The sequence below is a fragment of the Hymenobacter guriensis genome, assembly GCF_015773195.1.
Lineage (GTDB): Bacteria > Bacteroidota > Bacteroidia > Cytophagales > Hymenobacteraceae > Hymenobacter > Hymenobacter guriensis.
In genome coordinates, this window is sequence record NZ_JADWYK010000013.1 from 38,194 (window position 1) to 65,070 (window position 26,877).

22 protein-coding genes, 3 tRNA genes and 1 pseudogene are annotated in these 26,877 nt (G+C 61.1%); 16 read left to right on the forward strand and 10 right to left on the reverse strand.

The genetic code is table 11. The features are described from left to right. The first annotated feature begins 145 nt into the window (after positions 1–145). From I5L79_RS17915 to I5L79_RS17950, 8 genes are all read left to right on the forward strand, one after another. Positions 146–814, forward strand: coding sequence for an ABC transporter ATP-binding protein (locus I5L79_RS17915; protein WP_196956520.1), 669 nt, complete (start codon positions 146–148; stop codon positions 812–814). Positions 815–912: 98 nt separating this feature from the next. Beyond that, positions 913–1,500: an RNA polymerase sigma factor gene (locus I5L79_RS17920; RefSeq protein WP_196956450.1), complete on the forward strand. Its 588-nt coding sequence runs from the start codon at positions 913–915 to the stop codon at positions 1,498–1,500. Beyond that, entirely contained in the window at positions 1,490–2,749 is a 1,260-nt protein-coding gene (locus tag I5L79_RS17925) for an ABC transporter permease (RefSeq protein ID WP_196956451.1), read from the forward strand. The genes I5L79_RS17920 and I5L79_RS17925 overlap by 11 nt, the downstream gene beginning before the upstream one ends. A 41-nt stretch (positions 2,750–2,790) precedes the next feature. Then, positions 2,791–3,990: an ABC transporter permease gene (locus I5L79_RS17930; RefSeq protein ID WP_196956452.1), complete on the forward strand. Its 1,200-nt coding sequence runs from the start codon at positions 2,791–2,793 to the stop codon at positions 3,988–3,990. A gap of 115 nt (positions 3,991–4,105) precedes the next feature. Then, positions 4,106–5,506: a sigma-54-dependent transcriptional regulator gene (locus I5L79_RS17935; protein WP_196956453.1), complete on the forward strand. Its 1,401-nt coding sequence runs from the start codon at positions 4,106–4,108 to the stop codon at positions 5,504–5,506. A gap of 69 nt (positions 5,507–5,575) precedes the next feature. Further along, positions 5,576–6,874, forward strand: a complete 1,299-nt coding sequence (locus I5L79_RS17940; RefSeq protein ID WP_196956454.1) for a sensor histidine kinase — start codon at positions 5,576–5,578, stop codon at positions 6,872–6,874. A 428-nt stretch (positions 6,875–7,302) separates the two neighbouring features. Next, positions 7,303–8,061, forward strand: a complete 759-nt coding sequence (locus I5L79_RS17945; RefSeq protein WP_317191393.1) for an alpha/beta fold hydrolase — start codon at positions 7,303–7,305, stop codon at positions 8,059–8,061. Next, positions 8,058–9,260, forward strand: coding sequence for a sensor histidine kinase (locus tag I5L79_RS17950; protein WP_196956456.1), 1,203 nt, complete (start codon positions 8,058–8,060; stop codon positions 9,258–9,260). Before I5L79_RS17945 ends, I5L79_RS17950 begins: the two co-directional genes overlap by 4 nt. Before the next feature lie 111 nt (positions 9,261–9,371). Here I5L79_RS17950 and I5L79_RS17955 read toward each other — a convergent pair whose 3' ends face one another. The 5 genes from I5L79_RS17955 to I5L79_RS17975 all read right to left on the reverse strand — a co-directional run bounded on the left by I5L79_RS17955 (position 9,372) and on the right by I5L79_RS17975 (position 15,550). Continuing rightward, positions 9,372–10,466 carry a glycoside hydrolase family 18 protein gene (locus I5L79_RS17955; protein WP_196956457.1) on the reverse strand — a complete coding sequence of 365 codons (1,095 nt, stop codon included), beginning with the start codon at positions 10,464–10,466 and terminating at the stop codon, positions 9,372–9,374. Positions 10,467–10,649: 183 nt separating this feature from the next. Beyond that, a complete protein-coding gene (locus tag I5L79_RS17960) occupies positions 10,650–12,089 on the reverse strand; it encodes a toxin-antitoxin system YwqK family antitoxin (RefSeq protein ID WP_196956458.1) in 1,440 nt (479 codons plus the stop codon). Between the two features lie 211 nt (positions 12,090–12,300). Beyond that, entirely contained in the window at positions 12,301–13,482 is a 1,182-nt protein-coding gene (locus I5L79_RS17965; protein WP_196956459.1) for an acetyl-CoA C-acyltransferase, read from the reverse strand. Positions 13,483–13,604: 122 nt separating this feature from the next. After that, positions 13,605–14,573: a mediator complex subunit 15 domain-containing protein gene (locus I5L79_RS17970; protein WP_196956460.1), complete on the reverse strand. Its 969-nt coding sequence runs from the start codon at positions 14,571–14,573 to the stop codon at positions 13,605–13,607. Continuing rightward, a complete protein-coding gene (locus I5L79_RS17975) occupies positions 14,570–15,550 on the reverse strand; it encodes a vWA domain-containing protein (protein ID WP_196956461.1) in 981 nt (326 codons plus the stop codon). The genes I5L79_RS17970 and I5L79_RS17975 overlap by 4 nt, the downstream gene beginning before the upstream one ends. A 139-nt stretch (positions 15,551–15,689) precedes the next feature. Here I5L79_RS17975 and I5L79_RS17980 point away from each other — a divergent pair. From I5L79_RS17980 to I5L79_RS17990, 3 genes are all read left to right on the forward strand, one after another. Further along, positions 15,690–15,777: transfer RNA gene (locus I5L79_RS17980), tRNA-Ser, on the forward strand. 90 nt (positions 15,778–15,867) lie between these two features. Further along, positions 15,868–15,941: transfer RNA gene (locus I5L79_RS17985), tRNA-Pro, on the forward strand. A 58-nt stretch (positions 15,942–15,999) separates the two neighbouring features. Continuing rightward, a tRNA-Arg gene (locus I5L79_RS17990) sits at positions 16,000–16,073 on the forward strand. A gap of 210 nt (positions 16,074–16,283) precedes the next feature. On the opposite strand, the gene I5L79_RS23375 is transcribed toward I5L79_RS17990, so the two are convergent. The 3 genes and pseudogenes from I5L79_RS23375 to I5L79_RS18000 form a co-directional block, all read right to left on the reverse strand. Then, positions 16,284–16,724: an integrase core domain-containing protein gene (locus tag I5L79_RS23375; RefSeq protein ID WP_317191395.1), complete on the reverse strand. Its 441-nt coding sequence runs from the start codon at positions 16,722–16,724 to the stop codon at positions 16,284–16,286. A gap of 149 nt (positions 16,725–16,873) precedes the next feature. Then, positions 16,874–17,236: pseudogene (locus I5L79_RS23810) on the reverse strand (IS3 family transposase); the annotation flags it as partial. After that, complete coding sequence (locus I5L79_RS18000) at positions 17,143–17,445, reverse strand: transposase (protein ID WP_196956463.1); 303 nt, start codon at positions 17,443–17,445, stop codon at positions 17,143–17,145. The gene I5L79_RS18000 and the pseudogene I5L79_RS23810, both read right to left, overlap by 94 nt. A 291-nt stretch (positions 17,446–17,736) precedes the next feature. Here I5L79_RS18000 and I5L79_RS18005 point away from each other — a divergent pair, with 291 nt between their 5' ends. The 5 genes from I5L79_RS18005 (at position 17,737) to I5L79_RS18025 (ending at position 22,584) form a co-directional block, all read left to right on the forward strand. Then, the gene (locus I5L79_RS18005) at positions 17,737–20,031 is read left to right on the forward strand and encodes a GH92 family glycosyl hydrolase (protein ID WP_196956464.1); all 2,295 of its coding nucleotides are present in this window, start codon (positions 17,737–17,739) and stop codon (positions 20,029–20,031) included. Positions 20,032–20,299: 268 nt separating this feature from the next. Further along, complete coding sequence (locus tag I5L79_RS18010) at positions 20,300–20,635, forward strand: Dabb family protein (RefSeq protein ID WP_196956465.1); 336 nt, start codon at positions 20,300–20,302, stop codon at positions 20,633–20,635. A gap of 210 nt (positions 20,636–20,845) precedes the next feature. Continuing rightward, positions 20,846–21,247 carry a hypothetical protein gene (locus I5L79_RS18015; protein WP_196956466.1) on the forward strand — a complete coding sequence of 134 codons (402 nt, stop codon included), beginning with the start codon at positions 20,846–20,848 and terminating at the stop codon, positions 21,245–21,247. 107 nt (positions 21,248–21,354) lie between these two features. After that, entirely contained in the window at positions 21,355–21,699 is a 345-nt protein-coding gene (locus tag I5L79_RS18020; protein ID WP_196956467.1) for a nuclear transport factor 2 family protein, read from the forward strand. Between the two features lie 195 nt (positions 21,700–21,894). Then, entirely contained in the window at positions 21,895–22,584 is a 690-nt protein-coding gene (locus tag I5L79_RS18025; protein ID WP_196956468.1) for an XAC2610-related protein, read from the forward strand. Positions 22,585–22,849: 265 nt separating this feature from the next. Here I5L79_RS18025 and I5L79_RS18030 read toward each other — a convergent pair whose 3' ends face one another. Both I5L79_RS18030 and I5L79_RS18035 read right to left on the reverse strand, forming a co-directional pair. Then, on the reverse strand, positions 22,850–25,516 hold the full coding sequence (locus tag I5L79_RS18030) for a GDSL-type esterase/lipase family protein (RefSeq protein ID WP_196956469.1): 2,667 nt from the start codon (positions 25,514–25,516) through the stop codon (positions 22,850–22,852). Positions 25,517–25,595: 79 nt separating this feature from the next. Next, on the reverse strand, positions 25,596–26,855 hold the full coding sequence (locus tag I5L79_RS18035) for a glycoside hydrolase family 76 protein (RefSeq protein WP_196956470.1): 1,260 nt from the start codon (positions 26,853–26,855) through the stop codon (positions 25,596–25,598). Positions 26,856–26,877 lie beyond the last annotated feature (22 nt).

The window sequence follows — 26,877 nt, forward strand, 5'->3', positions numbered from 1 at the left end:
ACCGGACACTACTTCCACTTACTGCAAGCAACATCCTTCTTTCTCCGCCAAACAAACTGCCAGCCCCATGACCACGATGACTGCCCAATCTGACCTGCTGACCACGGCCCAAGCCGCTGGAATCCAATCGGCACCTGCCCAGCCTATCATTCAGCTTACTGATATTGAAAAGGTGTACCAAACCAGCACCGTGGAAACCCTGGCGCTGAACCGCGTGAACCTGACCATCAACCAGGGCGAGTTTGTGAGCATCATGGGCCCCTCGGGCTGCGGCAAGTCCACACTGCTCAGCATCATGGGGCTGCTCGACGAGCCCACGCACGGCACCGTGACGCTTTCGGGCCGAGCCGTGACGTCGTACTCCGACCGGGAACTGGCCGACCTGCGCAACCAGCGCCTGGGCTTCGTGTTCCAGAGCTACCACCTCATCAACGACCTCTCGGTGCTCGACAACGTGGAGCTGCCGCTGCTCTACCGCAAGGGCATATCGGGCAAGGAGCGGCGGCAGCGCGCCTTGGCCGCTCTTGATAAGGTAGGCCTCAATGCCCGCACCAGCCACTTCCCCAGCCAGCTTTCGGGCGGCCAGCGTCAGCGCGTGGCCATTGCCCGCGCGCTGGTGGGCCAGCCCGACATTATTCTGGCCGACGAACCCACCGGCAACCTCGACTCGGTGATGGGAGAGGAGATTATGGACCTGTTACTCACCCTGAACCGCCGCGACAACACCACCATCGTGATGGTCACCCACGACGAGCAGCAGGCCCTCAAGACCGAGCGCATCATCCGCTTCTTCGACGGCAGCCAGGTGAATTGAGTTGCTGGTTGTCAGTTGCTGATTGTCACTTTGTTGACATTCGCTCTGACAGCTAACAACTGACAACCAGCAACTAGTAACTACTGCACAACCGAGCTATGAAAACGACTTCCACCGCCCTGCTTTCCGAAACCGCCTTGCTGGACGCCTGCCGTCAGGGCGACGCCCGCGCCCAGCGCCTGCTCTACGACCGACTGGTGCCCAAGATGCTGACTACCTGCCGTCGCTACCTGCGCAACCCCGATGACGCCGAAGAAGCCATGATGTCGGGCTTTGTGAAGGTGTTCCGCGGGCTGGGAAGCTTCCGCCACGAGGGCTCCTTCGAGGGGTGGGTGCGCCGCATTATGGTGCGGGAGTGCCTGAACGTGCTGGGCCGCCACGAGCCCCTGCTGCTGGCCCTCGACGACTGCCCCAGCGTAGCACCCGCCCTGCCCGCCGTAGCCGAAACCGAACTGCAGGCGGCCGACCTGCTGGCCCTGGTGCAGGCCCTGCCTACCGGCTACCGCACCGTGTTCAACCTGTTTGCCTTGGAAGGCTACAACCACCCCGAAATTGCCGCGCTGCTGGGTATTTCGGAAGGTACCAGCAAGTCGCAGTTGAGCAAGGCGCGCACCCTGCTCCAGCGCCGCGTAGCGGCACTCTCTCTTTCCTCCACTCCCGAAACCTACTCCCGCTATGCTGCTTAGCTATCTGAAAATTGCCTGGAAGGTGCTGCTGCGCCGCAAGTTCTTCACCGCCATCAGTTTGTTTGGCATTTCCTTCACCCTGATGATTCTGCTGGTGCTGGTGGCCGTGGTCGACCACTTCAGCGGAGCCCACGCCCCCGAAAAGCGCATCGACCAGATGGCCTTCGTAAATTCCATCCGGGAGCGGTTCAAGGACGGGGGCTCCAACAACATGCCCGTGAGTGCCTACTTCATCGATAAGTACGTGCGCACCCTCAAAACGCCCGAGCTGGTGGCCCTCACCTCGATAACGAATGCCGCCACCTCCTTCGCCAACAACCAGACCCTGACGCTGGACGTGCGTTACACCGATGCCAACTTCTGGCGCCTGATGGACTTTGAGTTTCTGGATGGGCGTCCGTTTTCGGCTGCTGAAACCGACCAGCGCAGCCGCGTGTGCGTCATCAACCAGCACACCGCCCGCACTTACTTTGGCACTGAAAAAGGGGTGGCCGGCCGCACCCTCGAAATTGGGCCCTATACGTACCGCATTACCGGGGTGGTGCCCGATGTGCCCGTAATGCGCCTCTACTCCAGCTCCGACGTGTGGGTGCCCTACACCCTGAGCAACGAAATGTTCGGCGACCAGCGCCTGGAAGGAGCCTTCATTGCCATTATGCTGGCGCCCTCGGCCAGTCAGGTGCCCGCCATGCGCAAAGAGTTTGAGCAGATGGCCAAGCGTATCCCGCTGCCCGATCCGCAGCGCTTCGATAAGCTCTCCGTGCACGCCGACCCGGCCCTGGCCAGCGTAGTGCGCCAGCTGACTCAGAGCCAGGAAAAGGAATCCGATGGCATGGAGCTGTTTCTGAGCGTGTGTGGGGGGCTGGCCCTGCTGTTTATGCTGCTGCCCGCCCTCAACCTAGTGAACCTGAACGTGACGCGCATTCTGGAGCGCAGTAGTGAGATTGGGGTACGCAAAGCCTTCGGTGCCTCGCGCCGGGTGCTGGTGGGCCAGTTCCTAGTCGAAAATATTGTGCTGGCCCTACTGGGGGGCATGTTGGGGCTGGGGCTGGCAGCCGTAGTGCTGTACATTCTGAACGAGTCGCAGTTTATTGCCTACTCCCACTTTGGGCTGAGCTGGAGCGCCTTTGCGGTGGGGCTGGGCCTTACCTTGGTGTTTGGGCTGATGAGCGGGGTGTACCCGGCCTGGAAAATGGCCCGCCTCAATCCCGTAACGGCGCTGCGCGGCAGCGGAGCCGGGCCGCTCTAACCGCGCCCGGGTTTCTTCCTCACCTTTCCTTTGTTCTAGCCATGTTTCGTCATTTATTCCGCCTAATCTGGAACCGCAAGCGCACCAACGTGCTGCTGCTGTCCGAAATCTTCTTCTCCTTCGTTGTACTCTTCGGGGTAGCCACCATCTTCATCGGCTTCGGCCGCAACTATGTGCTGCCCCGCGGCTTTGCCCACGAGCAGGTGTGGCGCCTGAATATCAATGCTGGCCAGGGCGAAAAAATGCCCCGAGCCCAGCTCGACGACGTGCTGCGCCAGGTACGCGCCCTGCCCGGCGTGCAGGAGCTTACGCTTACCAGTGGCAACACACCCTTTCGCTTCATTACAATGAACGGGGAGTTTGAGGCCGGTAAAAACAAGATAGACAATGTAGACCGCTACGACGCCGACGACCGGTATGCGGCCACCATGGGCCTGCAGCTGGTAGAGGGCCGCTGGTTTCAGCCCTCCGACGATGCTTCCACGCGCCGCCCGGCCATTATCAGTCGCAACATGCGCGAAAAGCTGTTTGGCGACGCCCCGCGCGTAGTGGGCCAGATAATCCGGGAAAGTGCGGGCCCCGGCACTGAGAATAAAACCGAGTTTCAGGTGGTGGGTGTAACAGAAAACGTACGCCCGCACGGCGACTTCGACGGTGAGGCTCCATCGATGTGGATGCGCCTGCAGCCCCACGACACTACCCGCTGGGAAGGAGCCGCGGTAATGGTGCGCGTAGCCCCCGGCCAGGGTGCCGAACTGCAGCAGAAAATAGTACACACCATAGCCGGCGTTACCCGCAAGTGGAGCACCCAGGTGTACGCTCTGGAAGCCGACCGCCTCGACAAGCTCAAAATTACCGTTGCGCCGCTGGCCGCTCTGGCTGTGGTGGGCTTGTTCCTGATTGTGAATGTGGCGCTGGGCCTGTTTGGCGTGCTCTGGTACAACATCAACCAGCGCCGCGCCGAAATTGGCCTGCGCCGCGCCCTGGGTGCCTCAGGCCCGGGCATCAGCGCACAGTTCCTGGGCGAGATGCTGGTGCTGACTTCGCTGGGCGTAACCCTAGGCTTGCTGCTGGCGGCACAGTTTCCGCTGCTGGACGCGTTTGACGTAGCTCCGCGGGTGTACATGTTTGGTATGCTGGCCGCCACCGGCCTCATTTTCCTGCTCACAGCCTTGTGCGCCTGGCAGCCCAGCCGCTTGGCCGCCCGCATTCAGCCTGCCGTGGCCCTGCGTGAGGAATAGGTGTGCAACGAAGAATGAAGCGGGTAGAAGAAGGAATTAGGGATACTTCTTTTTCCACCCGCTTCATTCTGCATTGCGCATTTCCGTCCTGCTCTATCTTCCTTTACTTTTAGCTATGATTCTGATTGTCGACGACGACGTAGCGGTGCGTACCTCGCTGAGTTTGCTGCTCAAGCAGGCCGGCTACGCGGCCAAAGCAGTAGGTACCCCCGAAGCCGCTCTGGCTGTAGCACCCGACCCAGCGCTGCAACTGGTGCTGATGGATATGAACTACTCCCTCGACACCAGCGGGCACGATGGACTAGCCCTACTCAGTCAGGTGAAGGCCGTGCGTCCCAATCTTCCCGTGATACTAATTACTGGCTGGGGCTCTATCACGCTGGCTGTGGAAGGTATGAAGGCCGGGGCCGCCGAGTTCGTAACCAAGCCCTGGAACAACGACGCGCTGCTGCAAACCATTCGCACGTGCCTGGACCTAGCCGCCAGCGCCGAGGCTACCCCGGCCGCCGACGATGCCCAAGCACCCACCCGCCGCCAGCTCGACAAGCAGTTTGCGTTCCAGAATATCATCGGGCAGGATGCGCGGCTGCTACACGTGCTGCGTAGCGTAGGCCAGGTGGCCGCCACCGATGCCTCGGTGCTGATTGAGGGCGAATCGGGGACGGGCAAGGAGCTGATTGCCGAAGCCGTGCACCAGAACTCGCACCGCCGCCGCCAGCCCTTCGTGAAGGTAAACCTGGGTGGTATTTCGGCCTCGCTGTTTGAAAGCGAAATGTTCGGGCACCGGCGCGGGGCTTTCACCGATGCCAAAACCGACCGGGTGGGCCGCTTCGAGCTGGCCAACGGCGGCACCATTTTCCTGGATGAGATAGGGGAGCTGGACATGACCTCGCAGGTAAAGCTGCTGCGCGTGCTCCAGGACCGCACCTACGAGGTGCTGGGCGACAGCAAGCCGCGCCGCCTCGATATCCGCGTCATCTGCGCTACCAACCGCGACCTGGCCCAGGAAGTGCGCGAGGGCCGCTTCCGCGAAGACCTGTTCTACCGCATCAACCTGATATCCGTGCGCCTGCCCGCCCTGCGCGAGCGGCCTACCGATATTCCGCTGCTGGTGCAGCACTTCGTGGATTACCTGCGCGCCACCTACAACCGGGCCTCCCTGAAGGTGAATACCCGCGCCATGCACTGGCTGCGCGAGCAGCCGCTGCCCGGCAACATTCGGGAGCTGAAAAACCTGGTGGAGCGGGCCGTGCTGGTCAGCGGCAAGGACGAGCTGGGCCCTGAGGACTTCCAGGCGCAGTTCCGGCCCACGGCCGTGCCCGTCGCTGCGCAGCCCGGAGAGCTGCCTCCTGTTGGCTCCATCACCCTCGATGAGCTGGAGGCGCAGATGATCCGCAAGTCGATGGAGCACTACGCCGGCAACGTCTCGAAGGTAGCCAAAGCCCTGGGCCTGAGCCGCGGTGCTCTCTACCGCCGTCTGGAGAAATACGCCATTCCTTTTGATTTGGCGCAGTAACCTATTCCGGCGTCCTTGCCCGTCATGCCCTGGCTGCGGTCGGCATGACTTCTATTAACGCTTTCCCGAATGACGCTACGTCTTAAATTCCTGCTGTTTGCCTTTCTGATTCATGGCCTGCTGCTGGGGCTTACGTGGCAGGTGCTGCGCCAGCATACAGTCTGGTTTATCGGGGCAGAGGTGCTGCTGGTGGTATCAGTTATCCTCACGGTGCAGCTGTACCGGGATTTTGTGCGGCCATTTCAGCTGATTGCGGCCGGTACGGAAGCTATTCGGGCCAAGGACTTCTCCACTAAGTTTGTGCCCGTGCAGCAGCGCGAGATGGACCAGCTGATTGACGTGTACAACCACATGATTGATGCGCTGCGCCAGGAACGCATTACCCAGCACGAAAAAAGCTTTCTGCTGGAGCATCTCATTCAGGCCTCGCCGGCTGGTATCCTGCTGCTGGATTTCGAGGGTCGGATTGAGTCGGTGAACCCGGCGGCGGCGCGGCTGCTGCGAGTGCCGGCCGCCGCGCTGGTAGGCCAGCTGCCCGCCGCCCTGCCCGGCGACTGGGGCGTGGCCCTGGGCAGCCTCCAGCCGGGCCAGCCCCAGGCCGTGCAGCTTTCGGGCATGCAGAGCTACCGCGCCCACGCCTCCCACTTCATTGACCGGGGCTTCACCCGCTACTTTATCGTGCTGGAAGAGCTAACCCAGGATATCATCCGCCAGGAAAAGCAGGCCTACGAAAAGCTGATCCGGATGATGTCGCACGAGGTGAATAACTCCATCGGGGCCGTCAACTCCATTCTGCAGAGCTTCCACTACTACGCTCCCCAGCTAACCCAGGAAGACCGCGCCGACTTCACCGAGGCCCTGGATGTATCCGTGACGCGCGGCACGCACCTGGCCAACTTCATTGCCAACTTTGCCCACCTGGTGCGCCTGCCCCCGCCCGTGCGCCGTCCGGTAGATGTGCACGAGCTGCTAAAATCAACCTGCCGCCTGCTGCAGGTGCAGAGCGAGAAGCGCCGTATCCGCTGGCACTGGCAGCTTACCGAGGGGCCGCTATTCGTAAACCTCGATGCCCAGCAGCTGGAGCAGGCCCTGCTCAACATCGGTAAAAATGCTTTAGAGGCTATAGGTGAAGACGGCAACGTGTGGGTGCGCACCACGGCCCAGCCGCCCACCGTCATCATCGAAAACGACGGGCCCGGCATTCCGGCTGAGGTGCAGCGCCACCTGTTCACGCCCTTCTACAGCACCAAGCCCGACGGGCAGGGCATCGGCCTCACCCTCATCCGCGACATTCTGCTCCAGCACGAGTTTGCCTTCACGCTGCAAACCGAAGAAACCGGCCGCACGGCTTTTGCTATTCGGTTTTAGGGCTCCCCGATTTTGTTTCGGTCGCGGTAGTATTCTTCACCCGGGGGGCCGAACTCCTCGTGGTTGGGGCTATACCCAAACGGCGCAATACTGCTACGCCTGCGGCAGGGGCCCACTGCGGCCAAGCCCAGCAGCTCTTGGCCGAACGCCACTCGCAGCGCAGCATCGTGCGTATGACCGGAGTAGCGGGCACGACGGTAGCCATACCGGCAAAAAGCGCAGTTAGTGCGCCCGGCATTGCCGCACCCACGGCCGGAACAAAGTATAGACAGGCGACGGGCCTCCTTTACTTAAGAGCCTCTCCATAGCTGTTAGGCGGGCGAACCTCGTATGCAGGAACGCAGTATTTCCTGCTCACGCCTATCGAGGATCATATGAATGCATTACAACGACACCACGTCCGCGTATCCGGAACTGGGCATCAGGTTATGGTTTTTGTGCACGGCTTTGGCTGCGACCAGCAGATGTGGCGCCTGGTAGCCCCGGCCTTTGAGGCGGAGTACCGCGTGGTGCTGCTGGATCTGGTAGGCGCCGGCAACTCCGACCTGACAGCCTACGCCCCTGCCCGCTACAGCACCCTGGCCGCGCACGCCGAAGACGTGCGCGAAGTTCTTGAGGCGCTGGATGCGCACGAGGTGATATTCGTGGGGCACTCCGTGAGTGCCATGATTGGGGTACTAGCGGCGGCGCAGGAGCCCACGCGGTTTTCCCGGCTCATTCTCGTAGGCCCTTCGCCACATTACCTCAACGAGGCCGGCTACCCCGGCGGCTTCGAGCTGGGAGACATTGAGGAACTGCTGGAAGCTATGGACAGCAACTACCTCGGCTGGTCGGCCGCGTTTGCGCCCGTAGTGATGGATACGCCCGATCAGCCGGCGCTGACGGCCGAACTTACCAACAGCTTTTGCCGCACCGACCCGGCCATTGCCCGGCATTTCGCCCGGGTAACGTTCCTGGGGGATAACCGGGCAGACCTGCCTGGCGTGCGCACTCCAGCGCTGATTCTGCAGAGTGCCCGCGACCTGATTGCGCCGCTGGCCGTGGGGGCCTATGTACACCATCAACTGGCCGGCAGCAAGTTAGTTGTGCTGAACACCTCGGGCCACTGCCCCCACGTTAGCGCCCCTGAAGCTACCGTGGCGGCCATGCGGGGCTACCTGCAGGAAACGCACCCGCTCCCCGTATGAAACTGGACAGTGACGAGCCGGAGCTGCCCCATCGTTTGGACTTGCGCCTGACCCAGGAAAGCGCCGAAGACCTGTACGAGCAAGCGCCCTGCGGCTACTGCTCCTGCCTGCCCGACGGCACCCTGGTCAAGCTCAACCAGACCCTGCTGGCCTGGCTTGGCTACGCCCGCGAGGAAGTGGTGGCGCGCCGTACCCTGCAGCACTTACTGACCATTGGCGGGGCCCTGCACTTTGAGATGCACGGGATGCCGCTGCTGCTGCTGCAGGGGTATGTGCGCGAACTAAGCTATCAGCTGCGCCGCAAGGACGGCACCAGCTTGCCCGTGCTGCTGAACGCTGATTTAGTGCGCGACTGGGACGGCTCACCGCTGGTGCTGCGCATCATGCTCGTTGACATCACCGACCGGCGGCAGTACGAGCTGGAACTGCGGCGAACCAAAAACCTGGCCGAGCAACAGCGGGAGCAGCTGGCCCAGGCCAATACGGCCCTGCAAACGAGCAATGAGCAGCTGCGGCGTGCCAACGTGGACCTGGACAGCTTTATCTACTCCGCCTCGCACGATCTAAGGCTGCCCATCACCAATATCGAAGGTCTGGTACAGCTGCTGCGGGAGCAGCTGGCAGAAGACCCGGGACTGACCCGGGAGCTGCAGCCCGTGCTTGCCATGATGCAGGAGTCGGTGGAACGGTTCAAGCGAACCATCGAATACCTGAGCGACGTGACCAAGCTGCAGAAAGAACACGCGCCGCCTACCACCGATGTGCCGCTGTGGCCGGTGGTAGAAGATGTACGCCAGGACCTGGAGCCGCTCATTGCCGCTACCGGGGCCACGCTCGAGGTGGATGTGGCTTCCTGCCCCACCGTGCCGTTTTCCACCAAGTACCTGCGCTCCGTGGTCTACAACCTGCTTAGCAATGCGCTCAAGTTCCGCCACCCCGACCGTGCGCCGCGGGTCCAGATCCGGTGCCGTAGCGAGGCGGCAAACGTTGTGCTGGAGGTGCAGGACAACGGCCTGGGCATCAAGGAAGCCCACCATGCCGAACTATTTATCATGTTCCGGCGCCTGCACAACCATGTGGAAGGCTCAGGCATCGGCCTGTTCATGGTTAAGCGTAGCGTGGAAAACCAAGGGGGCAAGGTGGAGGTGCGCAGCACGCCCGGGGTAGGCTCAACCTTCACGGTCTACTTCCCGCGTTGAGGGCCAGGTGGAGGGCGGGTCAGCAAACGAGTGCCTCCCAACTAACACCCCATCAGCGAAAGATGGACGGCCTTTTCTCCGCTGATGTGCTTGGTGCTTATGGGTGCCGCGTTACTGAGCTGCCTGGTACAAACTCTTCAGCAGGCTGCCCTGGGGCTTGTCGCCGGTCAGTTCCCAGAACATGATGCCGCCGAGCTGTTTTTTTCGCGCATACCGGGTCTTGAGTTGAAGGGACTGTGCATCATCGAAGGTGGCAAACTCCTGCCGTTGCGCACTGTAGGCATACGGGGCCTGAGCTACCTCATCCCAGTAGAAAGCGAAGCCCCGGGCAGCTGATAGACTGTCGGCAAAGTCCCTGTAGTTGACGGCCTGCTTGAATGTGCCTGCTTGCTGCAGGCCCTGTTGGCGGTTGGGCACCCCGCGAAACACCCGCGCGTAAAAGGCCGCGCCAATGACAACCTTACCGGGAGCCACCCCCACCGAGTCCAGAAAACGCACCCCGTCATCCACCGAAGGAACCTGCTGTGGGGTGGAATACAACGGTGTGTGGTGCCCCGTAGTGGTGCTGTAGCCGTTGACCAGGTCGTAGCTCATCAGGTGCACGCGGTCGACCAGCGGCATCACGGCCGGCCACTCCACGGCGTGCTGCAGGTACTCACGGAAGCCCCCGGCGGCAAAGCTAATTTCGTAGCGGTTGCCCAACGTAGTGCGTAGCGCCTGCACCAGCAGCGTGAAATTGTGGCGGTCTTCGGGGGTGAAGCGGTGGCCGGGAGGACCGGCAACGGCCGGGTATTCCCAGTCCAGGTCGATGCCGTCGGTACGGGTGGCGGTTAGCACTTCCTTCACGGAGGCCGCAAAGGCCATGCGGCCCTGGTAGGTGGCAAATACCTCCGAGCAGGTTTCACAGCCGCCCCAGCCACCCAAAGACAGCAGCACTTTCAGCTGCGGATGCTGGGCCTTGAGGGCCACTAGTGCGGCCACCGTGGCCTGATCCTGCGGCTTGTCAAAGGCAAAGCTCGTACCCTTCAGGTGCAGGAAGCTGTAGATGATGTGCGTGAGCTTTTGCGTTGGGTAAGGTCGAAAAGCAGTTGCGTCGCCCGCGTAGTAGGCAATGATAGCGAGGCCCGGCTCCGGGGCCGTACCAGCAGGAGGCGTGGGCCGGCACCCAGTCAAGAGCAGCAAGGCTAAGTACAAAATAGTTCGCATGGGTATGGTCAGCAACGAGTAGGAGCAAGCGCCCCCGAATGTAAGGGCCTGGATTCAGGAACCCAATGCTGCTGGCAGAACAGCAATAGCTCAAGCAAGCGGAAGCGGTGTTTCGTTTGGGAGCATCAGACTCACCTTTCCATGGGCCTCTGCACATAAAGCATATGTTGGCCGGGGAGGGCATTATCGACGTTTCACCGGGAGCTTGGGTTTGCTGGCGGGAGTACTGCCCTCGGGTACTACCTGACCATTGCGGTAGGTTTTCTTCTCCTGGATGGTTGTGCCGTCGGCAGCGAAATACGTCCAGGTGCCGGTTTCCCGGTCGTTGCGGAAAGTGCCGGTAACTTCAGGCGTACCATCTTCGCGCAGCTGGCGGTAGGCCCCGGTGCGCAGGCCCTTCAGGTAAGTGGTTTCGGCTTTCAGCTTGCCCGAGGGGTAATATTCGGGACTCAGGCCGGTGACTTTGCCGTTCTCGAACGTTTTTTTGCGCTGGACCGTGCCGGACGGAAAGTAAGTGAGCTGCTCGCCGGCGAGGCGGCCGTTGAGGTAGGTTTCCTGCAGCTGTACTTGTTTGGTATCGGGGAAATACGTGCGCCAGAGGCCGCTGGGCTGGCCGTTTTTATACAGCTGCTCGGCCTGCACGGCGCCGGCAGGCGTGTAGATGGTTATTTTCCGGTCGCGGGCCTGGTTGCTATATTCGGTTTTGCGCTCCAGTTTCCCGGTTTCGTAAAAATCTTCCTGCGTACCCTGCAGCACGCCCTGGCGGTACTGCTGAGTGCTTCTGATGCCGCCGCTTTCGTAGTAGGTTTTCACCGGGCCATCGAGGTTGCTGGTGCCGCCGGCCAGCTTTTTGGCCTGGGCAGTGAGGTCGTCACCCAACGGATTCTTGATAGCGCGGCCCACGAGCGTGGCCGGCGCGTAGTTGCCCTCGGTGCGCAGCTTGCCCGAGCGGTAGTAGCTGCGGTAAGTGCCGTGGCCGGTACGGTCGGCAGCCACGTCGGTTTCCAGCTGGCCATTGTCGTAGTAGGTTTTGTAGGGCCCGGCCAGCAGGCCTTTGCTGAAGGTGCCTTCACTTTGCACCTGCCCGTTTTCGTAGTAGGTTTTCACCGGGCCGTTGGCCTGGCCGTTCTGGTAGGTTATTTCCGCCTTGATTTTGCCCGAGGCGTACAGCTCGCGCACGGCCCCGGCTGGCTGCCCGTTGGTGAGCGTGGTTTCCAGCTTCACTTCGCCGTTGGGGTGATAGTAGCGTAGCGTGCCGGTGGGCTGGTCGTTGTCGTAGGAGCCTTCCTGGGCGGGTTTGCCGTTGGCATAGTACGTTTTGAACGTGCCCTGTCGTACGCCCTGCCGGTAAGTAACTTCCAGCCGCCGGCCGCCATCGGGGTGAAACTCCACGTAGGCCGAGTCGCGCTTGCCGGCCGCGTAGCGCGTCTGGGCTTCGAGCTTGCCGGAGCGGTAAAACCGCTTGTATGGGCCTTCCATCACGGTGTCGCGCCCCACCAGCGCCGAGTAGATTTCGCGCTTGCGGGTGTTGGTTGAGTCGAAATACGAGGTAAGGCGGCGCAGCTGCTGGGCCTGGGTAAAAGTGGCCGACAGCAGGAACAGCAAGACAAAAAGATGCTTCATAGCGGGAAGAACGCAAGAAAGTAGAAAGTATTTCGGGCCGCAGCCCACGCACGGGGCAACCGCAGGAAAAGTCGGGTTCAAGACAGTAAGAAACCCGAAAACCGCGGGCACGCAAAAGCCCTGCCGCAACGTGCAGCAGGGCTTCAACAAAGCGAATCGTCCACAAAATCCGTGGAATCCGAAAAATCCGCGCGAATCCGTGGTTCTGTCGTTAGAGCTTCTCTACTACAATGCTGCTGGCACCGCCGCCGCCGTTGCAGATACCCGTCACGCCGATTTTGCCACCTTCATTGCGCAGCACGTTCACCAGCGTCGTCACGATGCGGGCGCCGGAAGCACCCAGCGGGTGGCCCAGGCTCACGGCCCCGCCGTACACGTTTACCTTGGTGCCTTCCAGGTTCAGGAGCTTGTTGTTGGCCAAAGAAACCACTGAGAAGGCCTCGTTGATTTCGTAGAAATCCACTTCTGAAGCTTCTACGCCGGCGTTTTTCAGGGCCTTCGGAATGGCGAGAGAAGGCGTGGTCGTAAACCACTCCGGCGCCTGCTCGGCATCGGCGAAGCCCCGGATCAGTGCCAGCGGCTGCACACCTAGCTCCTCCGCCTTCTCGCGGCTCATCAGCAGCACGGCGGCAGCGCCGTCGTTGAGGGTGGAGGCGTTGGCCGCCGTTACGGTGCCTTCCTTGGTGAAAGCGGGCTTGAGGCCAGCAAACTTGGCGAAGTCTACCTTGGTGTATTCCTCGTCGTCGCTGATGACGGTTTCCTTGCCGCGCACGGTAATGGTCACGGGCACAATTTCATCCGTTTTCTTGCCCGCCTTCGCCGCCTCGGCGCTACGCTCGTAGCTCTGGCGGGCAAAGGCATCCTGCTCTTCGCGGCTGATGCCGTAGTGAGCGGCCGTAGCGTCGGCGGCGTTGCCCATGGCGTAGTCGTGGTACGGGTCCCAAAGGCCGTCCCGCACCAGACCGTCAATCATCTGGCCGTGGCCATACTTGGCGCCAAAACGGGCTTTATCGAGGTAATACGGCACATTCGACATGCTTTCCATGCCACCGGCCAGCACCACGTCGGCCTGGCCCAGCATGATGGCCTGAGCGCCCATCATAATGGCTTTGGTGCCCGAGGCACACACTTTGTTTACAGTGGTGCACTCCACGGTATCGGGCAGGCCGGCTTTCTTGGCCGCCTGGCGGGCCGGAGCCTGACCCAGGTTGGCCGAAATGACGTTGCCCATAATCACCTGCTGCACGTGCTGGCCCTCAACGCCGGCTTTTTCCAGAGCACCTTTCAGCGCAATAGCGCCCAGCTCTGTAGCCGACAACGACGACAGGCTGCCGCCGAATGAGCCGATGGGCGTGCGCACGGCCGCTACGATTACCACTTCTTTGATTTGCATAAAACGATTGGGTGGGATGGGGAAAGAACAAAAAGCCCACGAGGCTTTCCGGGGTTAAAAGTACGCACCTGCGCCGTACCATCAACGCCGGTTTGCTTACAACCCATCCGCGGGCTAAATGATTACCAGGCCGGTTTCGAGGAGGGAGCGGGCTTGGGTCCCTGGCGGGGCAGCTGCTGGATATATTGCTGCTCCGAGGCCCGCAGCGCATTCAGCAGCTGCTGGGCCTGGGCTGGTGTGAGCTGCATCTGCTGGAGGCGGGCGCGCTGGGTTTGCAGCTGGGTGGCATCGGCAGCCGCATTTTCGGCGCCGGGCTGGCGACTGGCGGTATTCGGGGTGCTGGTCGGCTGGTCGGTGGTGGGGTCGCCCAGGCCGCGTACGTTGCCCGGCTGCCGGCCCTGCGCCACCTGCTGCTCGGTACCCTGTCCGGGGTTGAGGCTGTTCGGATTAGCGTTGCCTGCGCCGCCGGTTTGGTTGGGCGTGCTGCGGCCCTGGGCGTTGGGTTGGCTTTGGGGCGGTTGCCGGGCGTCGTTCCGCGCCGGGTTGTCCCGCTGCCCGCTCTGCTCGTCGCCGGCCTGGGGTTTGGGTCGCTGCTCGTCGGAGTTGCTGACCTGGTCGGGGCCGTTGGGCTGGCCGGGAGGAGGCGTTCCGGGGTCGGGCCGGCGGGCTAGGTAGCGCATGACGGCTTCGTAATTGTAGCGGGCCGTGGCGTTGCGGGGGTTGGTGAGCAGGGCCTGCCGCAGCAGACGGGCCGCCTGGGCATAGTCGCCGCGCCGGGCCTGAAGCACCCCCAGTTGCTGCTGGGCCACGCTGCGCAGCGGGCGGTTGCGGCTGTTGAGCAGGCGGCTGTAGTAGGCGCGGGCCAGCACGGGCTGGTTGCCCTGCCAGGCGGCGTGGGCCAGGTTAAGCTCAAGGGCTTCCTCGGGCTGGCGCATAGCCGCCAGGGCGCGCTGATAGTGCTGCACGGCGGCGGCGTAGCGGTGGGCGCGGTAGGCCCGGGTGCCCGCCTGCACCGCTTCGTTGCGGACGCGAATGCCCGTGAGGCCGCCCCAGGTGGAAATCACCAATAATATGACAAACACGCTTCTCATGGCCGGATCACGCGCACAGTTACCAATACATCCAGCAGCAGCAGCGCCAGCCCCAGCAGCAGGGGGTAGCGGTAGCGGTTGTCGGCCACGGCTACGGTGCGCACCTGCTCGGCCTGGCCTTCCACCCGGTTTAGGGCATTTACCAGCTGCGCAAACTCATTGCGCTGGGCCGTCAGCTCGAAATAGCGGCCGTTGGTTTGCTCGGCCAGGCGGCGCAGGGTAGCGGGCTCCAGGCGCGTCACCGCGTCACGGCCTTTGGCGTCGCGCACGTAGCCGCCCTGGGGGCGCGGAATCCGACTGCCTTCGGCCGTGCCTACGCCCACCGTGAACAGCCGTACCCCGGCCCGCGACACCTCGCGCAACACGGGCTCCAGGTTTTCCCCGAAGTCTTCCCCGTCACTGACCAGCACCACGGCCAGGGCCCGGGGAGGCACGCCGGCCACGGCGGGGGTAGCGGCGAGGCGGCGCAAGGCCAGCTCCAGCGGGGGCGCCAGGTTGGTGGGCCCGGCCGGCAGCAGGGAAGTCTGCAGGGAATTCAGAAACAGCTCCAGGGCGCTTTGGTCGTAGGTAAGCGGGCACTGCACGTAAGCTTCGGCCCCAAACACAATCAGCCCGATGCGGTCGGCCTGAAACCGGCTGACGAGTCGCGTCAGCTCGGCGCGGGCTTTCTGCAGGCGGGTAGGGGCCACGTCGGGGGCATCCATGGAGCGCGACAAATCCACCAGCAGCCACACGTCCTTGCCGGCGGTGCGCACGGCCTGCTGCGTTACGCCCACGGCCGGGCCCAGCAGGGAAATCAGCAGGAGGGCAAAATAAAACAGGCGCAGCGGCAGCTTCCAGGCCAGGCGCCAGCCCCGCTGCCCAAAAGGCCGGGCCAGCCGCCGGGTGCGAAAAATGTAGCCCAGGTAAAGCACCACGAAGAGGCTGACAGCCACCGCTTCTGCCCACCCAAAATGGGTTGCCCAGCTGATTTTCATGCGTGCCCTTCCTGTGTCATGCCGGCAAATATAACAGGCGGGGCGGGCCGGCGCCGGCAAAGATTTTTTCGCGGAAGTGTTGATTTCTGCCTGCTGGTTGTATATTTGCGCACTCTTCAGCCGGAAGAGTACCTTATCTGGAGAGATGGGTGAGTGGCTGAAACCAGTAGTTTGCTAAACTGCCGTAGCTCTAAAGGCTACCGGGGGTTCGAATCCCCCTCTCTCCGCATGTAATTGAATTATGAATGTTGAATTATAAATTCTGGAATGGATTTTCGCCGTTCAGAATTTATAATTCAACATTCATAATTAGTTTTCGGGGTGTAGCGTAGCCCGGTATCGCGCCTGCTTTGGGAGCAGGAGGCCGCAGGTTCGAATCCTGCCACCCCGACGTTCAGAGCTCAAGCCGTTTGCCCTCCAGGTGGGTGGGCGGCTTTTGTTTTTGTTTTGACCCCGTAGCTCAGCTGGATAGAGCAGCTGCCTTCTAAGCAGCCGGTCATGTGTTCGAATCACATCGGGGCCACGTTCGTTATCAGTCACTTAGCTTAATTGCTGAGTTGCTTTTTTATTGGTAGTTCATACAACCACCTTACTACTTACTTCTGCTTCCTTTGTCCTTGACCAAAGCAAAAGCCTTTGAATGGAGTAGAGGAGACTATGCGTGTTCACGCGTTCACGCTGTTCACGGCCCTGTTCACGCGTGAACGTGAACAGGCTGTCTGAGGTGGTCTAGCTAAGCTGGACACTCTTTGGACGTGGTTTGGAGATAGGTTTCGAAGCGGTTAGGTGAGCGGTACGCGAGGGCGGAGTAGCGCCGTTCGCTGTTGTAGTAGGCAATGTAGTGCGCCAGTTCGAGGCGGGCTTCTTCTAGGCTGGGGAAGCTGCCGCCGTCAAGCAGCTCGGTTTTGAGCCGGCTCCAGAAGGATTCGGCTTGCGCGTTGTCGTAGCAGTTGCCTCGCCGGCTCATACTCTGCGTAGCGCTGTGGTTGGCCAGCAGGTCGCGGAAACGCGTGGCCGTGTATTGGCTGCCTTGATCGGAGTGCACGACGAGTCCGGGTGGGGGCTGGCGCACCGCCAAGGCCTCGCTGACCAGGTCTTCGGGCATCGATTCACGCACGTCCCAGCCGACGACCTTGCGTGACAGGCGTCCTGCCAGCTGGCCAGGTACAGCCAGCCGCCGCCTTGCTTAGGCAAGCAGGTGATGTCGCCCACCCAGACCTGGTTGGGGGCAGTGGGACGGGGCTGGCCCAGCAAGCGGTTGGGCGCCACACGCCGGCCATGCCCCGAATCGGTGGTGCGCGGCACGAAGCAGCGGGGCCGCTGGGCGCGCAGCCCATGCGCGGCGAGGGTGCGCCGGATACGCCAGCGGCCCACGCGGTGGCCTTCGGCGTGCACCTCGGCCCGCAGCCGGCGCGTGCCGTAGCGGCGGCCGTGGCGCTGGAACGCGCGCACGACGGCTCGCTCCCAGGCCGCGGCTGGCTGCTGACGCCGCTGCCGCCCGGCGTAGTAACTGCTTGGGGCCACCTGCAGCACCGTGCACAGCACGCGTACCGGCACCTGGTCGCGGTGCTGGTCAATGAAACGGTAGCGGCTCACGGCGTTTCGCGGCTGAAGATGGCCAAGGCTTTTTTTAAAACGGCCACTTCGCGTACCAGACGCTGATTCTCGGCTCGCAACGCGCGCCACTCAGGGTCTTGCGCCTGCGCCGCGCTACCGGCCTCCGCTTCGGCTTGTGCCCGCCGCCAGCGGTACAGCAGCGTTTCGCTAATGCCTAACTGTTGCGCTGCCGAACGCGCTGAACGGCTTTCCTGCGCCAGACGTAACGCTTCGGTCTTGAACGCCTCGTCGTATTTGCGGCGCTTTACGGGCTGATGGATGTGCAACGTACTTGCCATGACAAAGGAAAAGTACGTCCGAATTCTGTCCGGCTCAACTGGACCACCTCACTATGGGCTATAGCAGGAAGCTCCGTTCACAGGGCATGCCGAAAGTGCGCTTGGCTTTGTTGCAATTCGCATTCAGGCAACTCCCGTTGCATTCGCTTAGCTTAGGCGTCGTGGTATAGGCCTACTCTACCGCTGCTACCCAGGCTCTCTGGTGCAGGCTTGACCCATCCGGTTTCCTGGCTGGAATAGAAGCTAGAAGAAGCCGTATTTTCCCGATTCTTACAGGTTTAAGCAACTTCTATGGCGCGAATCAACTGTCAATTTATCCTTGTCGCTGCCTTTCTGGTTTGCACGGCAGGCATTTTTGCCCCGCCCGCCAGCAGTCGGAAAACGGCTAGGAATAGCCCGGAGGCCAGCCTGACCCGGTACGTGGACCCGTATATCGGCACGGATTTTCATGGCCACGTATTTCTGGGGGCTAACGTGCCGTTTGGGGCCGTGCAGCTGGGGCCGGTAAACATTACCGAAGGCTGGGACTGGTGCTCGGGCTACCACTACTCCGATTCTACCATCGTCGGCTTTGCCCATACTCACCTCAGCGGTACCGGCATCGGCGACCTGGGCGATGTGACGGTGATGCCTACCACCGGTCCGGTGCGCGTGACGGAGGGCCGGGTTAAGCACCCCGAGCAAGGCTTGGTTTCGCTGTTTTCTCACCAAGAAGAGCAGGCCCGCCCGGGCTACTACGCCGTGCGGCTGCAACGCTACAACATCAAGGCCGAGCTGACCGCTACCGAGCGGGTGGGCTTCCACCAGTACACGTTTCCTAAGTCCGACGCTTCGCACCTGATTTTCGATCTGCAGCAGGGCATTGGCTGGGACCTGGCCACCGACACGCACATGGAACAGCTCAACGACAGCACCCTGGTGGGGTACCGCCACTCCAGGGGCTGGGCCGCGGATCAGCGCCTCTGGTTTGCGGCGGTATTCTCGAAACCTATCCGCGGCTTCAGCAGCGTGCAGGTGCTGGACACGCTGGGCAACACCAGGCCCGCTGCCACGGGCAACCGCATCAAGGGCGTAGTAACTTTTGCCACGCAGGCGGGAGAAAAAGTCCAGTTGAAAGTGGGTATTTCCCCGGTGAGTACCGCCGGGGCGCTGGCCAATATCCAGGCCGAAATTCCGCACTGGAACTTTGAGCGGGTAGTGGCCCAGGCCGATGCCGCTTGGAACCGGGAGTTGCAGAAAGTGCGGGTGCAGGCCGATGAGGTTCGACTGAAAACCTTCTACACGGCCCTCTACCATACGATGATTGCGCCCTCCGTCTTCAACGACCACAACGGCGACTACCGGGGTACCGACAAACAGGTGCATAAAAACCCGGGCTTCACTAATCTCACCACCTTCTCCCTCTGGGACACCTACCGGGCAGCGCATCCGCTGTTCACTCTGCTCCAGCCTGAGCGGGTCAACGACATGGTTAGCTCCATGCTGGCCATCTACCAGCAGCAGGGCAAGCTTCCCGTTTGGCACCTGATGGGCAACGAAACTAACTGTATGGTGGGCTACAGCGCCGTGCCCGTCGTGGCCGATGCCTACCTAAAAGGCTTCAAGGGGTTTGATGCTGCCCTGGCTTACGAGGCGGTGAAGGCCACCGCCATGCGCGACGAATTTGGGCTGAAAGTCGTGAAAGAGCAGGGTTTTATCCCAGCCGATAGCGAGGTGGAAAGTGTATCGAAAGGGCTGGAGTACGCCATCGATGACTGGTGCATTGCGCAGATGGCCAGGAAAATGGGTAATGCCGACGACTACGCCTACTTCAGCAAGCGCGCCAAAAACTACGCGAACTACTTCGACAAGCGCGTGGGCTTCATGCGCGGCCGCTTGGCGCAAAACAAGTGGCGTGTTCCGTTCAACCCGTTTACGTCGGTGCACGAGAAAAGCGACTTTACGGAAGGCAACGCCTGGCAATACACGTGGCTGGTACCCCAGGACGTGGAGGGCCTGATCAGCCTGCTGGGCGGGGAAAAGCGGTTCAGCCAGAAGCTTGATTCGCTGTTCCTGGCGAAAGGCAGCATGGGCAAGGAAGCGTCCCCCGACATTTCGGGCCTGATTGGAATGTATGCCCACGGCAACGAGCCCGGCCACCACATCACCTATCTGTACAGCTACGTGGGCCAGCCCTGGAAAACGGCCGACAAAGTCCGCTTTATCACCGAGAACTTCTACACCACCAGGCCCGACGGCATTATCGGCAATGAGGACGTGGGGCAGATGTCGGCCTGGCACGTTTTCTCCACCCTGGGCTTCTACCCGTTGAATCCGGCCAACGGCACCTACGTGTTTGGCAGCCCGGCCATCCGGCAGGCGACTCTTCAGTTGGCCGCCGGCAAAACGCTGACTATTGAGGCTAAAAACAACAGCTCAGCCAACAAATACATTCAGGCGGTTACCCTGAACGGGCGGGCTTACACCAAGTCCTACATTACGCACCAAGAGCTGCTCAAGGGAGGTACGCTGTCCTTTGAAATGGGCCCCAAACCCAGCAAGACCTGGGGCGTAGCCCAGGCCGACCGCCCGAAATCGGTGCTGTAAAATGGACCGTTTACGCTAAAAAGCGGCCATCTCAAATTCTGGAAGCAGGCTTCAGCTGCTTCAGTGGGCCGCCCGTAGCGCCCGCGCCGTAAACACGGGCGGCGCCGGCACCGACCTCACCCAATCCCCAGTCGTGCTTGTCCATACCCATCACGAGCTTGGAGCCCGGCCACATGCAGCCAGACGTTCAATGCCCTCATTGGTTGATGAAGACAATCTTCCCATCTTAGCGCGGAATCGATTTCCCTGCTAACTGGTCCTGCTCTGTATGAATATGCCCGCCTCGTCCGCTCTTTTTGTGCACCACGTCTTGTTTTACATGCCCGCTGCTGCCAGTGAGGCCGACAAAAACACCCTCCTGGAAGGGCTGCAGAAGCTAGCCCGCATTCCCTCTATCAGGATGGCGCATATCGGTACGCCGGCCGCTACCAATCGAGAGGTGATTGACCGCACCTACACGTATTCGTGGCTCTGCCTGTTCGACAATGCCGAGCAAGAGGAACTCTATCAGCAGCACCCGATTCACGATGCATTTCGTCAGCAGTATGCGGCCTACTGGGAGAAAGTAGTGATTTATGATGCGCTGGGGCCTGAACTAAGCTAATCAGAGCCCGGTCTGGCGACGCCACGTCAGCAGTGCCTTGAGAGGGAATGTGGCGTTACTCAAATTTCTTGAAAACAGACTGTTAAGAGTAAATTATTGAAGCTATACAAGAAGAATAAAGCACAAGTATATTCCAAGGCGCAACGCAAACCGATTTGCCAAAAAAGCTAGCAGGCAGTATTTTAGCTGATCCATTTAGCTAATCCAGCCATGGCAGCCACCCGTAAGCCGCGTCCCTCGACTATCGTTGTGGACGCTCAACCTATTCACGAGGCCGACCTATCCGGCAACGAGTTGCCGGAAGATAGCAGCACGGAGGCGGCCCTGTGTCCCACCTGCGGCGACTTGCTGGCCTGGCACGAGGAAGCCTGTACCGCATCACCTGCTCCTAGGGATGAAACGCCGACAGTTCATCGGAAGCTGGGCACCTTCGCCTACGACCTGGGACAACCCGTGCAGCCGGCCACCCAGGCCCAGCCGCATACCATTGTGTGGCGTGGGCAACTTAAAGAGCGCAGCCCCGAAACCGGCTGGGTGCAGCGCGTGAACGTGTACCGGCTCAACGATGGGTTCTGGGACTGCTACCGCGAGGAGGAACTGCAGGTAGCCTAGTTGGTCGGCAAAAGAACGCCTAGCGGCCATTGCGGCAACAAAGCGCGCTCGGGCGTATAAGAAGACAGTAGCGCATGTTCTACTTCTCATCCTCTTCTCTACCCGTGATGGCAGACAACAAGACGATACTGGAAAAGGCAAATGCGGCCATTACGGCTGGCAATTACGAAGGGTTTCTGGCACACTGTACTGACGACACGCAGTGGACATTTGTGGGCGAGCAAACGCTGCGAGGCAAGGAAGCGGTGCGCACCTGGATGGCCACGGCGTATGAACAGCCGCCCGTATTTCTGGTCAAGCACCTTATTGCCGAGGCTGATTTTGTGACGGCCCTCGGCACGATTACGCTGCCGGATGAAAGCGGGAAAGCGACCGACTACGCGTATTGTGACGTCTGGCGTTTTCGCGACGGAAAAATGGCCGAGTTAACGGCTTTCGTCATCAAGTCCTGATGGCTAGTAAAACCCCTGGAAATCTTCCTGTTTTGTTGATACAGGTATGCGGCTCATCCTCAAAAGCGCCCTGGCCAAATCACCGGTACTGTAGTGGAGCTTTTGTAGGTTAGGGGATTGGTTGGATTAGTTGAGGATTGCTTCCCAGGAAAACACCAACCGGTCATGCGTATACCTTTGCCTGCCCAGGCTATTATGATGCGTTGCTTCCTACTGATTTTCTTGCTTGGAGCCGCCACGGCCAGCCACGCGCAACGCAGCTTCACTATTTCCAAGGCATCGGCCCGCTATTCGGCTAAAATAACCGCGGCCGAATGCACCACGGAGCAATGCCATGGAAAGGGCACCATCCGGCTCTACAGCAAGGAAACCAAGCAGCTGGTCCAGACCTTCACCTCCGACGACCTGAACTTCTACCTCGACGCCCGCCAGCAGCCCTCAGTCAAGACGGTGGAGCTCTACGGGGAGCAAAGCCCGCTGCTGTTCGACGACTTCAACTTCGATGGCACCGAAGACCTGGCCATTCGCAATGGCAACAACAGCAGCTACGGCGGCCCTTCCTACGACGTGTACGTGTACGCCAGCCGCCCCCGCAAATTCATTCGCAGTGCTGAGCTGACGGCGCTGGCCACTGACAATCTGGGCATGTTTACGGTCGACTCGAAGCGGAAGCGCCTGATTACGTTTGGGAAAGGCGGCTGCTGCTGGCACATGACGACCGAGTACGAGGTAGTACCGGGCAAGGGCCTGAGCGAAGTGCTGACCATTGAGGAGGATGCCACCGGGGGCGGGGAAAAGGTGACGGTGAAGACCCGCCGCAAAATCAACGGCCGCTGGACAACCACTACCCGCAGCTATCCACTCAACGACTACTACAAAGACTAAAAATCAACATCCTTTGATTGCTTGGCACAACAGGCAGGTGACGGTCGAGCGGGTGAGTTCCTAGTACTTGGCTCCAGGGTATGGAACCCGAAACACTATTAGGCGTGAAGTGAAAATGCCATAAGAAGCGTGGGTAAACCTCGCTCCTTACGGCATAATCGACCTGACTTTTTGGGCAAGTTGATGTACTCTCAACTCATTTCAGAAAGGCTAATGACCCTTGGCCCTGGCTACATTCACTGGCTCTCGGTTCGGGTAAACCCATTCAGCGCGGCTGGATGACAAGACGTTTGCTGAGCATGCCTTCTTTGGATGGAAGTTGCAGGGAATACACTCCCGCTGGTAATGTACCCAGGTGAAGTACGCCTCCTACTAGGCGGGTAGTCAGTACCCGCACTCCTACAAGGTTGAAAAGCTGCACCTCTACGCCCTCAAGGTTCCAGGGAGCGGTTAGGCGCACTTGCCCGTTAGCCGGGTTAGGATACAGGCTTACCTGGGTGGCCTGGGTGCTGGCGCGGGAGCTCAGTGCTACCGGGCCGACGGCCTTCTCCAGCGTGTTGAGGCTTTGCGCCAAGTTGGTAAGCGAGTCGGTGGCGGTGCCGCCGCGGCCATCGAGGGGGGCGTAGAGCTCCAGGCTGGACTTGAGCAGGGAGTCGGCGGCCATGGCCCTGATTTCTTCCTGGTTCATGCCCGCGCGGTAAAAGAGCCAGTCGCGCACCTGTAGCCGGGCCGGCGCCGCGCTGCCGCCCAGCTCGAAGCGGGTAGGGCGCAAACGCTCGGCGGTGCTGCCTTCCTGCACGCTGTCCACATACAGGTGGGTCAGGCCGCGGGCGTAGTAGTGCGTCAGCGCCAGCTTGTGCCAGCGGTTGTCGTCGACCTTGACCGTGCCCACAATGCTGCGGCCCTTGGCCGACGTGTAGAGCATTTTGCCATTATTGGTGATACTGATGGTACCAGCCGAAATACCGGCGCTGTCGCGAATCTCCACCAGTTGACCCCAGCCACTGGTTTTGAAGCGAATGGCCTGCGTGAAGGGATGCACAACTTCTTCCGGTACAAAGCGCAGCAGCGTGGTTGCCTGGCCGGCGGTTTTGGCCAGCGTTGTGCCTTCGTTGGTGGCCGTAGGGCGGCGGCTCGGCAATGCCTTGCCTGCGTGCAGGGCGTCGAACAGGGAAGGTACCAGGGTATAGGCCAGCTCGGCGTGGCCCCGGTCGTTGGGGTGGAGCGCATCCGACCAGTAGTTGGGCGCCCAGCGGCCCAGCCCGCTCAGGTCGTCGACGGCCCCGAGCAGGTTCACGCTCGGTACATTCCAGCCGTGAATAAGCAGGTTTATCTGCTGCACAAAGGCGTACTCCGTAGCTGTGTAGTCGTTGCGGGTATAGGTGTTGGTTACCACGGGCACCATGCCATCGGCTTTGGCCCGCCGAATGAGGGCCGTCAGGTTGGTGCGGAACTGGTCGAAGATGGGCTGGCCACCACCCAGGATGCCTTCGTTGCCGAGGGCCAGGGCGAATACCACGTATTTGGCCTGCTGGGGCAGCAGGTCACGCTCGTAGCGGTCCAGCACGTTCAGCGTGTTGTTGCCCGGCACGCTGATGTTGCTGGTCACCCAGGGCTGCCCGCTGCCCGCGGCAGCACGCTGCGCCAGCAGGCTGGAATAGAGGGACGTGTAGCCGTTGTTATTCGTAGCGCCCGTACCGGAGGGCACCGATGACCCCATGTAAACCAGCTTCAGGGGGTTCAGCACCAACGGCTCCTTGTAGGGTTCCAGCAGCAGATCATCAAAATACACGCTGCCCGCCGAGCCGGCGGCGTTGCGCCACACGGCCGCGGCCTGCACGAAAGCCGTGCCGGCCGGAATAGCAGCGGTGGCCTCCACTTTAGTCCAGGTACCAGGGGTCGAGCTGACCGTCAGCGAGTCGGACTTGAAGGTTCCCAATAGGGCGTTGCTGCTGTTCAGGTAGCGTAGCTCCAGGTACGCAGCCTGGCTGCCCTGCAGGGCGGCGGTGGCGGGCGTGTAGAAATACCCGCTGAGCTTGTGAGCCGTCGTCCCGATGGTGTTGACGTAGGAAATCTGCTGCGTCAGCCGCAGGGTGCCGCCCGAAAGCTGCGCGGCGTAACTGCCCGTGTGCGGAGTGGTAGTACTAACGGCCACCCTGGCGCCCGGGCCAACGGGCACGGTGGTCCAGCTGGTAAGGTTGCTCAGCTCAAAACCGGGATTTTGAAACGCCGTGTTGACGGGAGCTGCGCGGCCCTCCACGATGTCGATGCGCATCAGGTTGAGGTAGCCGAAAGAACCCGACGTCTTGCTCAGCTCCAGCTGAATAACCCCGTTGCCGTCGGCTGTAAGGGTGTCGGAGTCGGTGATGGTGTTATTGTTGCCAGGGTAGCCGTTGGCACCCACGTTTGCCCCGGACGTGGTCTGGCTGACGATGCTCTCGTTGGCCCCGGTGAATTTATAGCGCGACACCCGGGTTTCGGCCGCGGTCTGGCGGCTGCCAAACACATGAAAGACGTAGCGCTTGCTGCGGTCGAAGCCATTCATGGTCAGGGTAGCCACGGCTGCTGCCCCGGTACCTTCCACGTAGAAATAGTCCTGCGTGGCCGTCGCTACGGCGTACTGGCCCAGCAGGTCCGCGCTGGGCGTCAGCAGCCCGCCGTTCAGGATGCCATTAGTCCGGAAGTTGGCCCCGACTTTCAGCTTGATGCCCGTAGCCACGTTGGCCTTGTCTACCAGCCGGAAGGTGTCGGTGATGCCGGTCTGGTTCAGCACGTTGTTCCAGTAGTTGCCGTTAACGTCGGGGCTGGGGGTGATGACCCCGTTGGTCTTGTCATTCGGCCCGAAATCGACCAAAATAGAAGGCACCGTTTGGGCGTGGGCCTCGCTTAGACCGAAGGCCCCGAGAGTGAGCAGAAGTAGTGTTTTCTTCATAGAACTAGGAAAAAAAGCGTTTAAGCATGCGTTTAATCGGATGGAATGCCGCAGCCTGGAGCGGCAGCCTTCCCAAGTGCTACTGGTGGAAATAGTCGGGCGCCGGGGAATTGCTTGACTCGCCGCGTTTGGGTTGGGCTTTCTTGATCTTTTGCAGCGCGCTCAGCCGGGCGTAGAGTTCGGCAATGCACCCCTCATCGAGCAGGCGCTTGGGCTTTTTCAGCTCGTCGGGGTTAGCGGTCCAGCTGGCGGTGAGCAGGCCGTTGGCGTCGCGGGCGTGCTCCCAGGCATAGTTCAGGTCCTGCTCAATGGCGCCGATGTACTGGTAATTGCCGTCCTGGCGGTACAGGGCCTCGTAGCCGCGGAACAGCACCGTCACAAACCAGGGCAGGTCAATCTTGAGGTTTAACGGCGCGTGATGGGGCTCCTGGCTGAAGTGGCCATACGCATCCTTGGCCAGCTGCTGGGCTTCGGTCAGGTAGTGCTTTTCGCCGGTCAGCTCGTAGAGCAGCACGCCCGCTTCGAGCATGGAGCCGGAGTTGTAGGTGTAGAACGTGCGGTTGACTTTCCCGTCGAGCTTTTTGTCGTTGCTGTACACCCCGGTCGAGTCGCGCAGGTTCTGGTACATCCAGCCGTAGAGCTTGCGGCCCCAGTCCAGGTAGTGGCGGTCCTGGCTGCCCTGGTAGATTTTAAGGGCCGCGAGGGTGGCCATGCCGTTGGTGCAAGCGGGTTTCTGGTCGTTGTGCCCCTCCAGCCAGGTCACGCCCCCACCTGCGTCCTCGTTCCAGCCGCTCACGATGAACGTAAACACGCCCTGGGCCCGCCGCATGTAAACCGGGTTCTTGGTGTTGAAGTAGGCCTCCATGTAGTCGATGGCCACCAGGCCATTGTCATCGTAATAGCGGTCCGATTTCTCAAACTGCACGGGGTAGGCCTGGTAGCCGGGCGGCGTCCGGAGCGTGTCCCGGTACTTCTCCACTCCGGTAACCAGCGTGCTCAGGTAGGGCAGGTATCTGCGCTTGGCCTTCGGGATTTTGAGGAGCGCATTCGTGGCCGAAAACATACCCGAGAAGGGCCACAGAAAGCTCACGGCTTTCTCCTGTACCCCGCCGCCCTGCATGTAGGTGAGCGTGTCGGCCCGGTTCGAAGGGTAGTTTTCCGTGAACAGCCCCAGGTGCGCCGGCACCTGGTAGTGCTGCCAGACCACAGCGTACATGCTTTCGGCCCGCCGCCGGTATTCCACGGCCGGGCTCTGCCCGGCGGCCTTAGGCGCCAGCCCGGGCAAGAGCAAAAGCAGGCTGATAGCGCCCGGTAGCAGGCGCCTGAACGGTGAACTCATAGCAGGAAGAATAAAGCAGCGC

Coding starts and splice junctions, on each gene's coding strand:
- I5L79_RS18025 (WP_196956468.1), top strand. CDS start 21,895: ATGATGCGTTGCTTCCTACTGATTTTCTTGCTTGGAGCCGCCACGGCC.
- I5L79_RS17920 (WP_196956450.1), top strand. CDS start 913: ATGAAAACGACTTCCACCGCCCTGCTTTCCGAAACCGCCTTGCTGGAC.
- I5L79_RS18005 (WP_196956464.1), top strand. CDS start 17,737: ATGGCGCGAATCAACTGTCAATTTATCCTTGTCGCTGCCTTTCTGGTT.
- I5L79_RS17960 (WP_196956458.1), bottom strand. CDS start 12,089: ATGAAGCATCTTTTTGTCTTGCTGTTCCTGCTGTCGGCCACTTTTACC.
- I5L79_RS18000 (WP_196956463.1), bottom strand. CDS start 17,445: ATGGCAAGTACGTTGCACATCCATCAGCCCGTAAAGCGCCGCAAATAC.
- I5L79_RS17950 (WP_196956456.1), top strand. CDS start 8,058: ATGAAACTGGACAGTGACGAGCCGGAGCTGCCCCATCGTTTGGACTTG.
- I5L79_RS18015 (WP_196956466.1), top strand. CDS start 20,846: ATGGCAGCCACCCGTAAGCCGCGTCCCTCGACTATCGTTGTGGACGCT.
- I5L79_RS17925 (WP_196956451.1), top strand. CDS start 1,490: ATGCTGCTTAGCTATCTGAAAATTGCCTGGAAGGTGCTGCTGCGCCGC.
- I5L79_RS17940 (WP_196956454.1), top strand. CDS start 5,576: ATGACGCTACGTCTTAAATTCCTGCTGTTTGCCTTTCTGATTCATGGC.
- I5L79_RS18030 (WP_196956469.1), bottom strand. CDS start 25,516: ATGAAGAAAACACTACTTCTGCTCACTCTCGGGGCCTTCGGTCTAAGC.
- I5L79_RS18020 (WP_196956467.1), top strand. CDS start 21,355: ATGGCAGACAACAAGACGATACTGGAAAAGGCAAATGCGGCCATTACG.
- I5L79_RS17955 (WP_196956457.1), bottom strand. CDS start 10,466: ATGCGAACTATTTTGTACTTAGCCTTGCTGCTCTTGACTGGGTGCCGG.
- I5L79_RS17970 (WP_196956460.1), bottom strand. CDS start 14,573: ATGAGAAGCGTGTTTGTCATATTATTGGTGATTTCCACCTGGGGCGGC.
- I5L79_RS18010 (WP_196956465.1), top strand. CDS start 20,300: ATGAATATGCCCGCCTCGTCCGCTCTTTTTGTGCACCACGTCTTGTTT.
- I5L79_RS17935 (WP_196956453.1), top strand. CDS start 4,106: ATGATTCTGATTGTCGACGACGACGTAGCGGTGCGTACCTCGCTGAGT.
- I5L79_RS17975 (WP_196956461.1), bottom strand. CDS start 15,550: ATGAAAATCAGCTGGGCAACCCATTTTGGGTGGGCAGAAGCGGTGGCT.
- I5L79_RS17965 (WP_196956459.1), bottom strand. CDS start 13,482: ATGCAAATCAAAGAAGTGGTAATCGTAGCGGCCGTGCGCACGCCCATC.
- I5L79_RS18035 (WP_196956470.1), bottom strand. CDS start 26,855: ATGAGTTCACCGTTCAGGCGCCTGCTACCGGGCGCTATCAGCCTGCTT.
- I5L79_RS17930 (WP_196956452.1), top strand. CDS start 2,791: ATGTTTCGTCATTTATTCCGCCTAATCTGGAACCGCAAGCGCACCAAC.
- I5L79_RS17945 (WP_317191393.1), top strand. CDS start 7,303: ATGGTTTTTGTGCACGGCTTTGGCTGCGACCAGCAGATGTGGCGCCTG.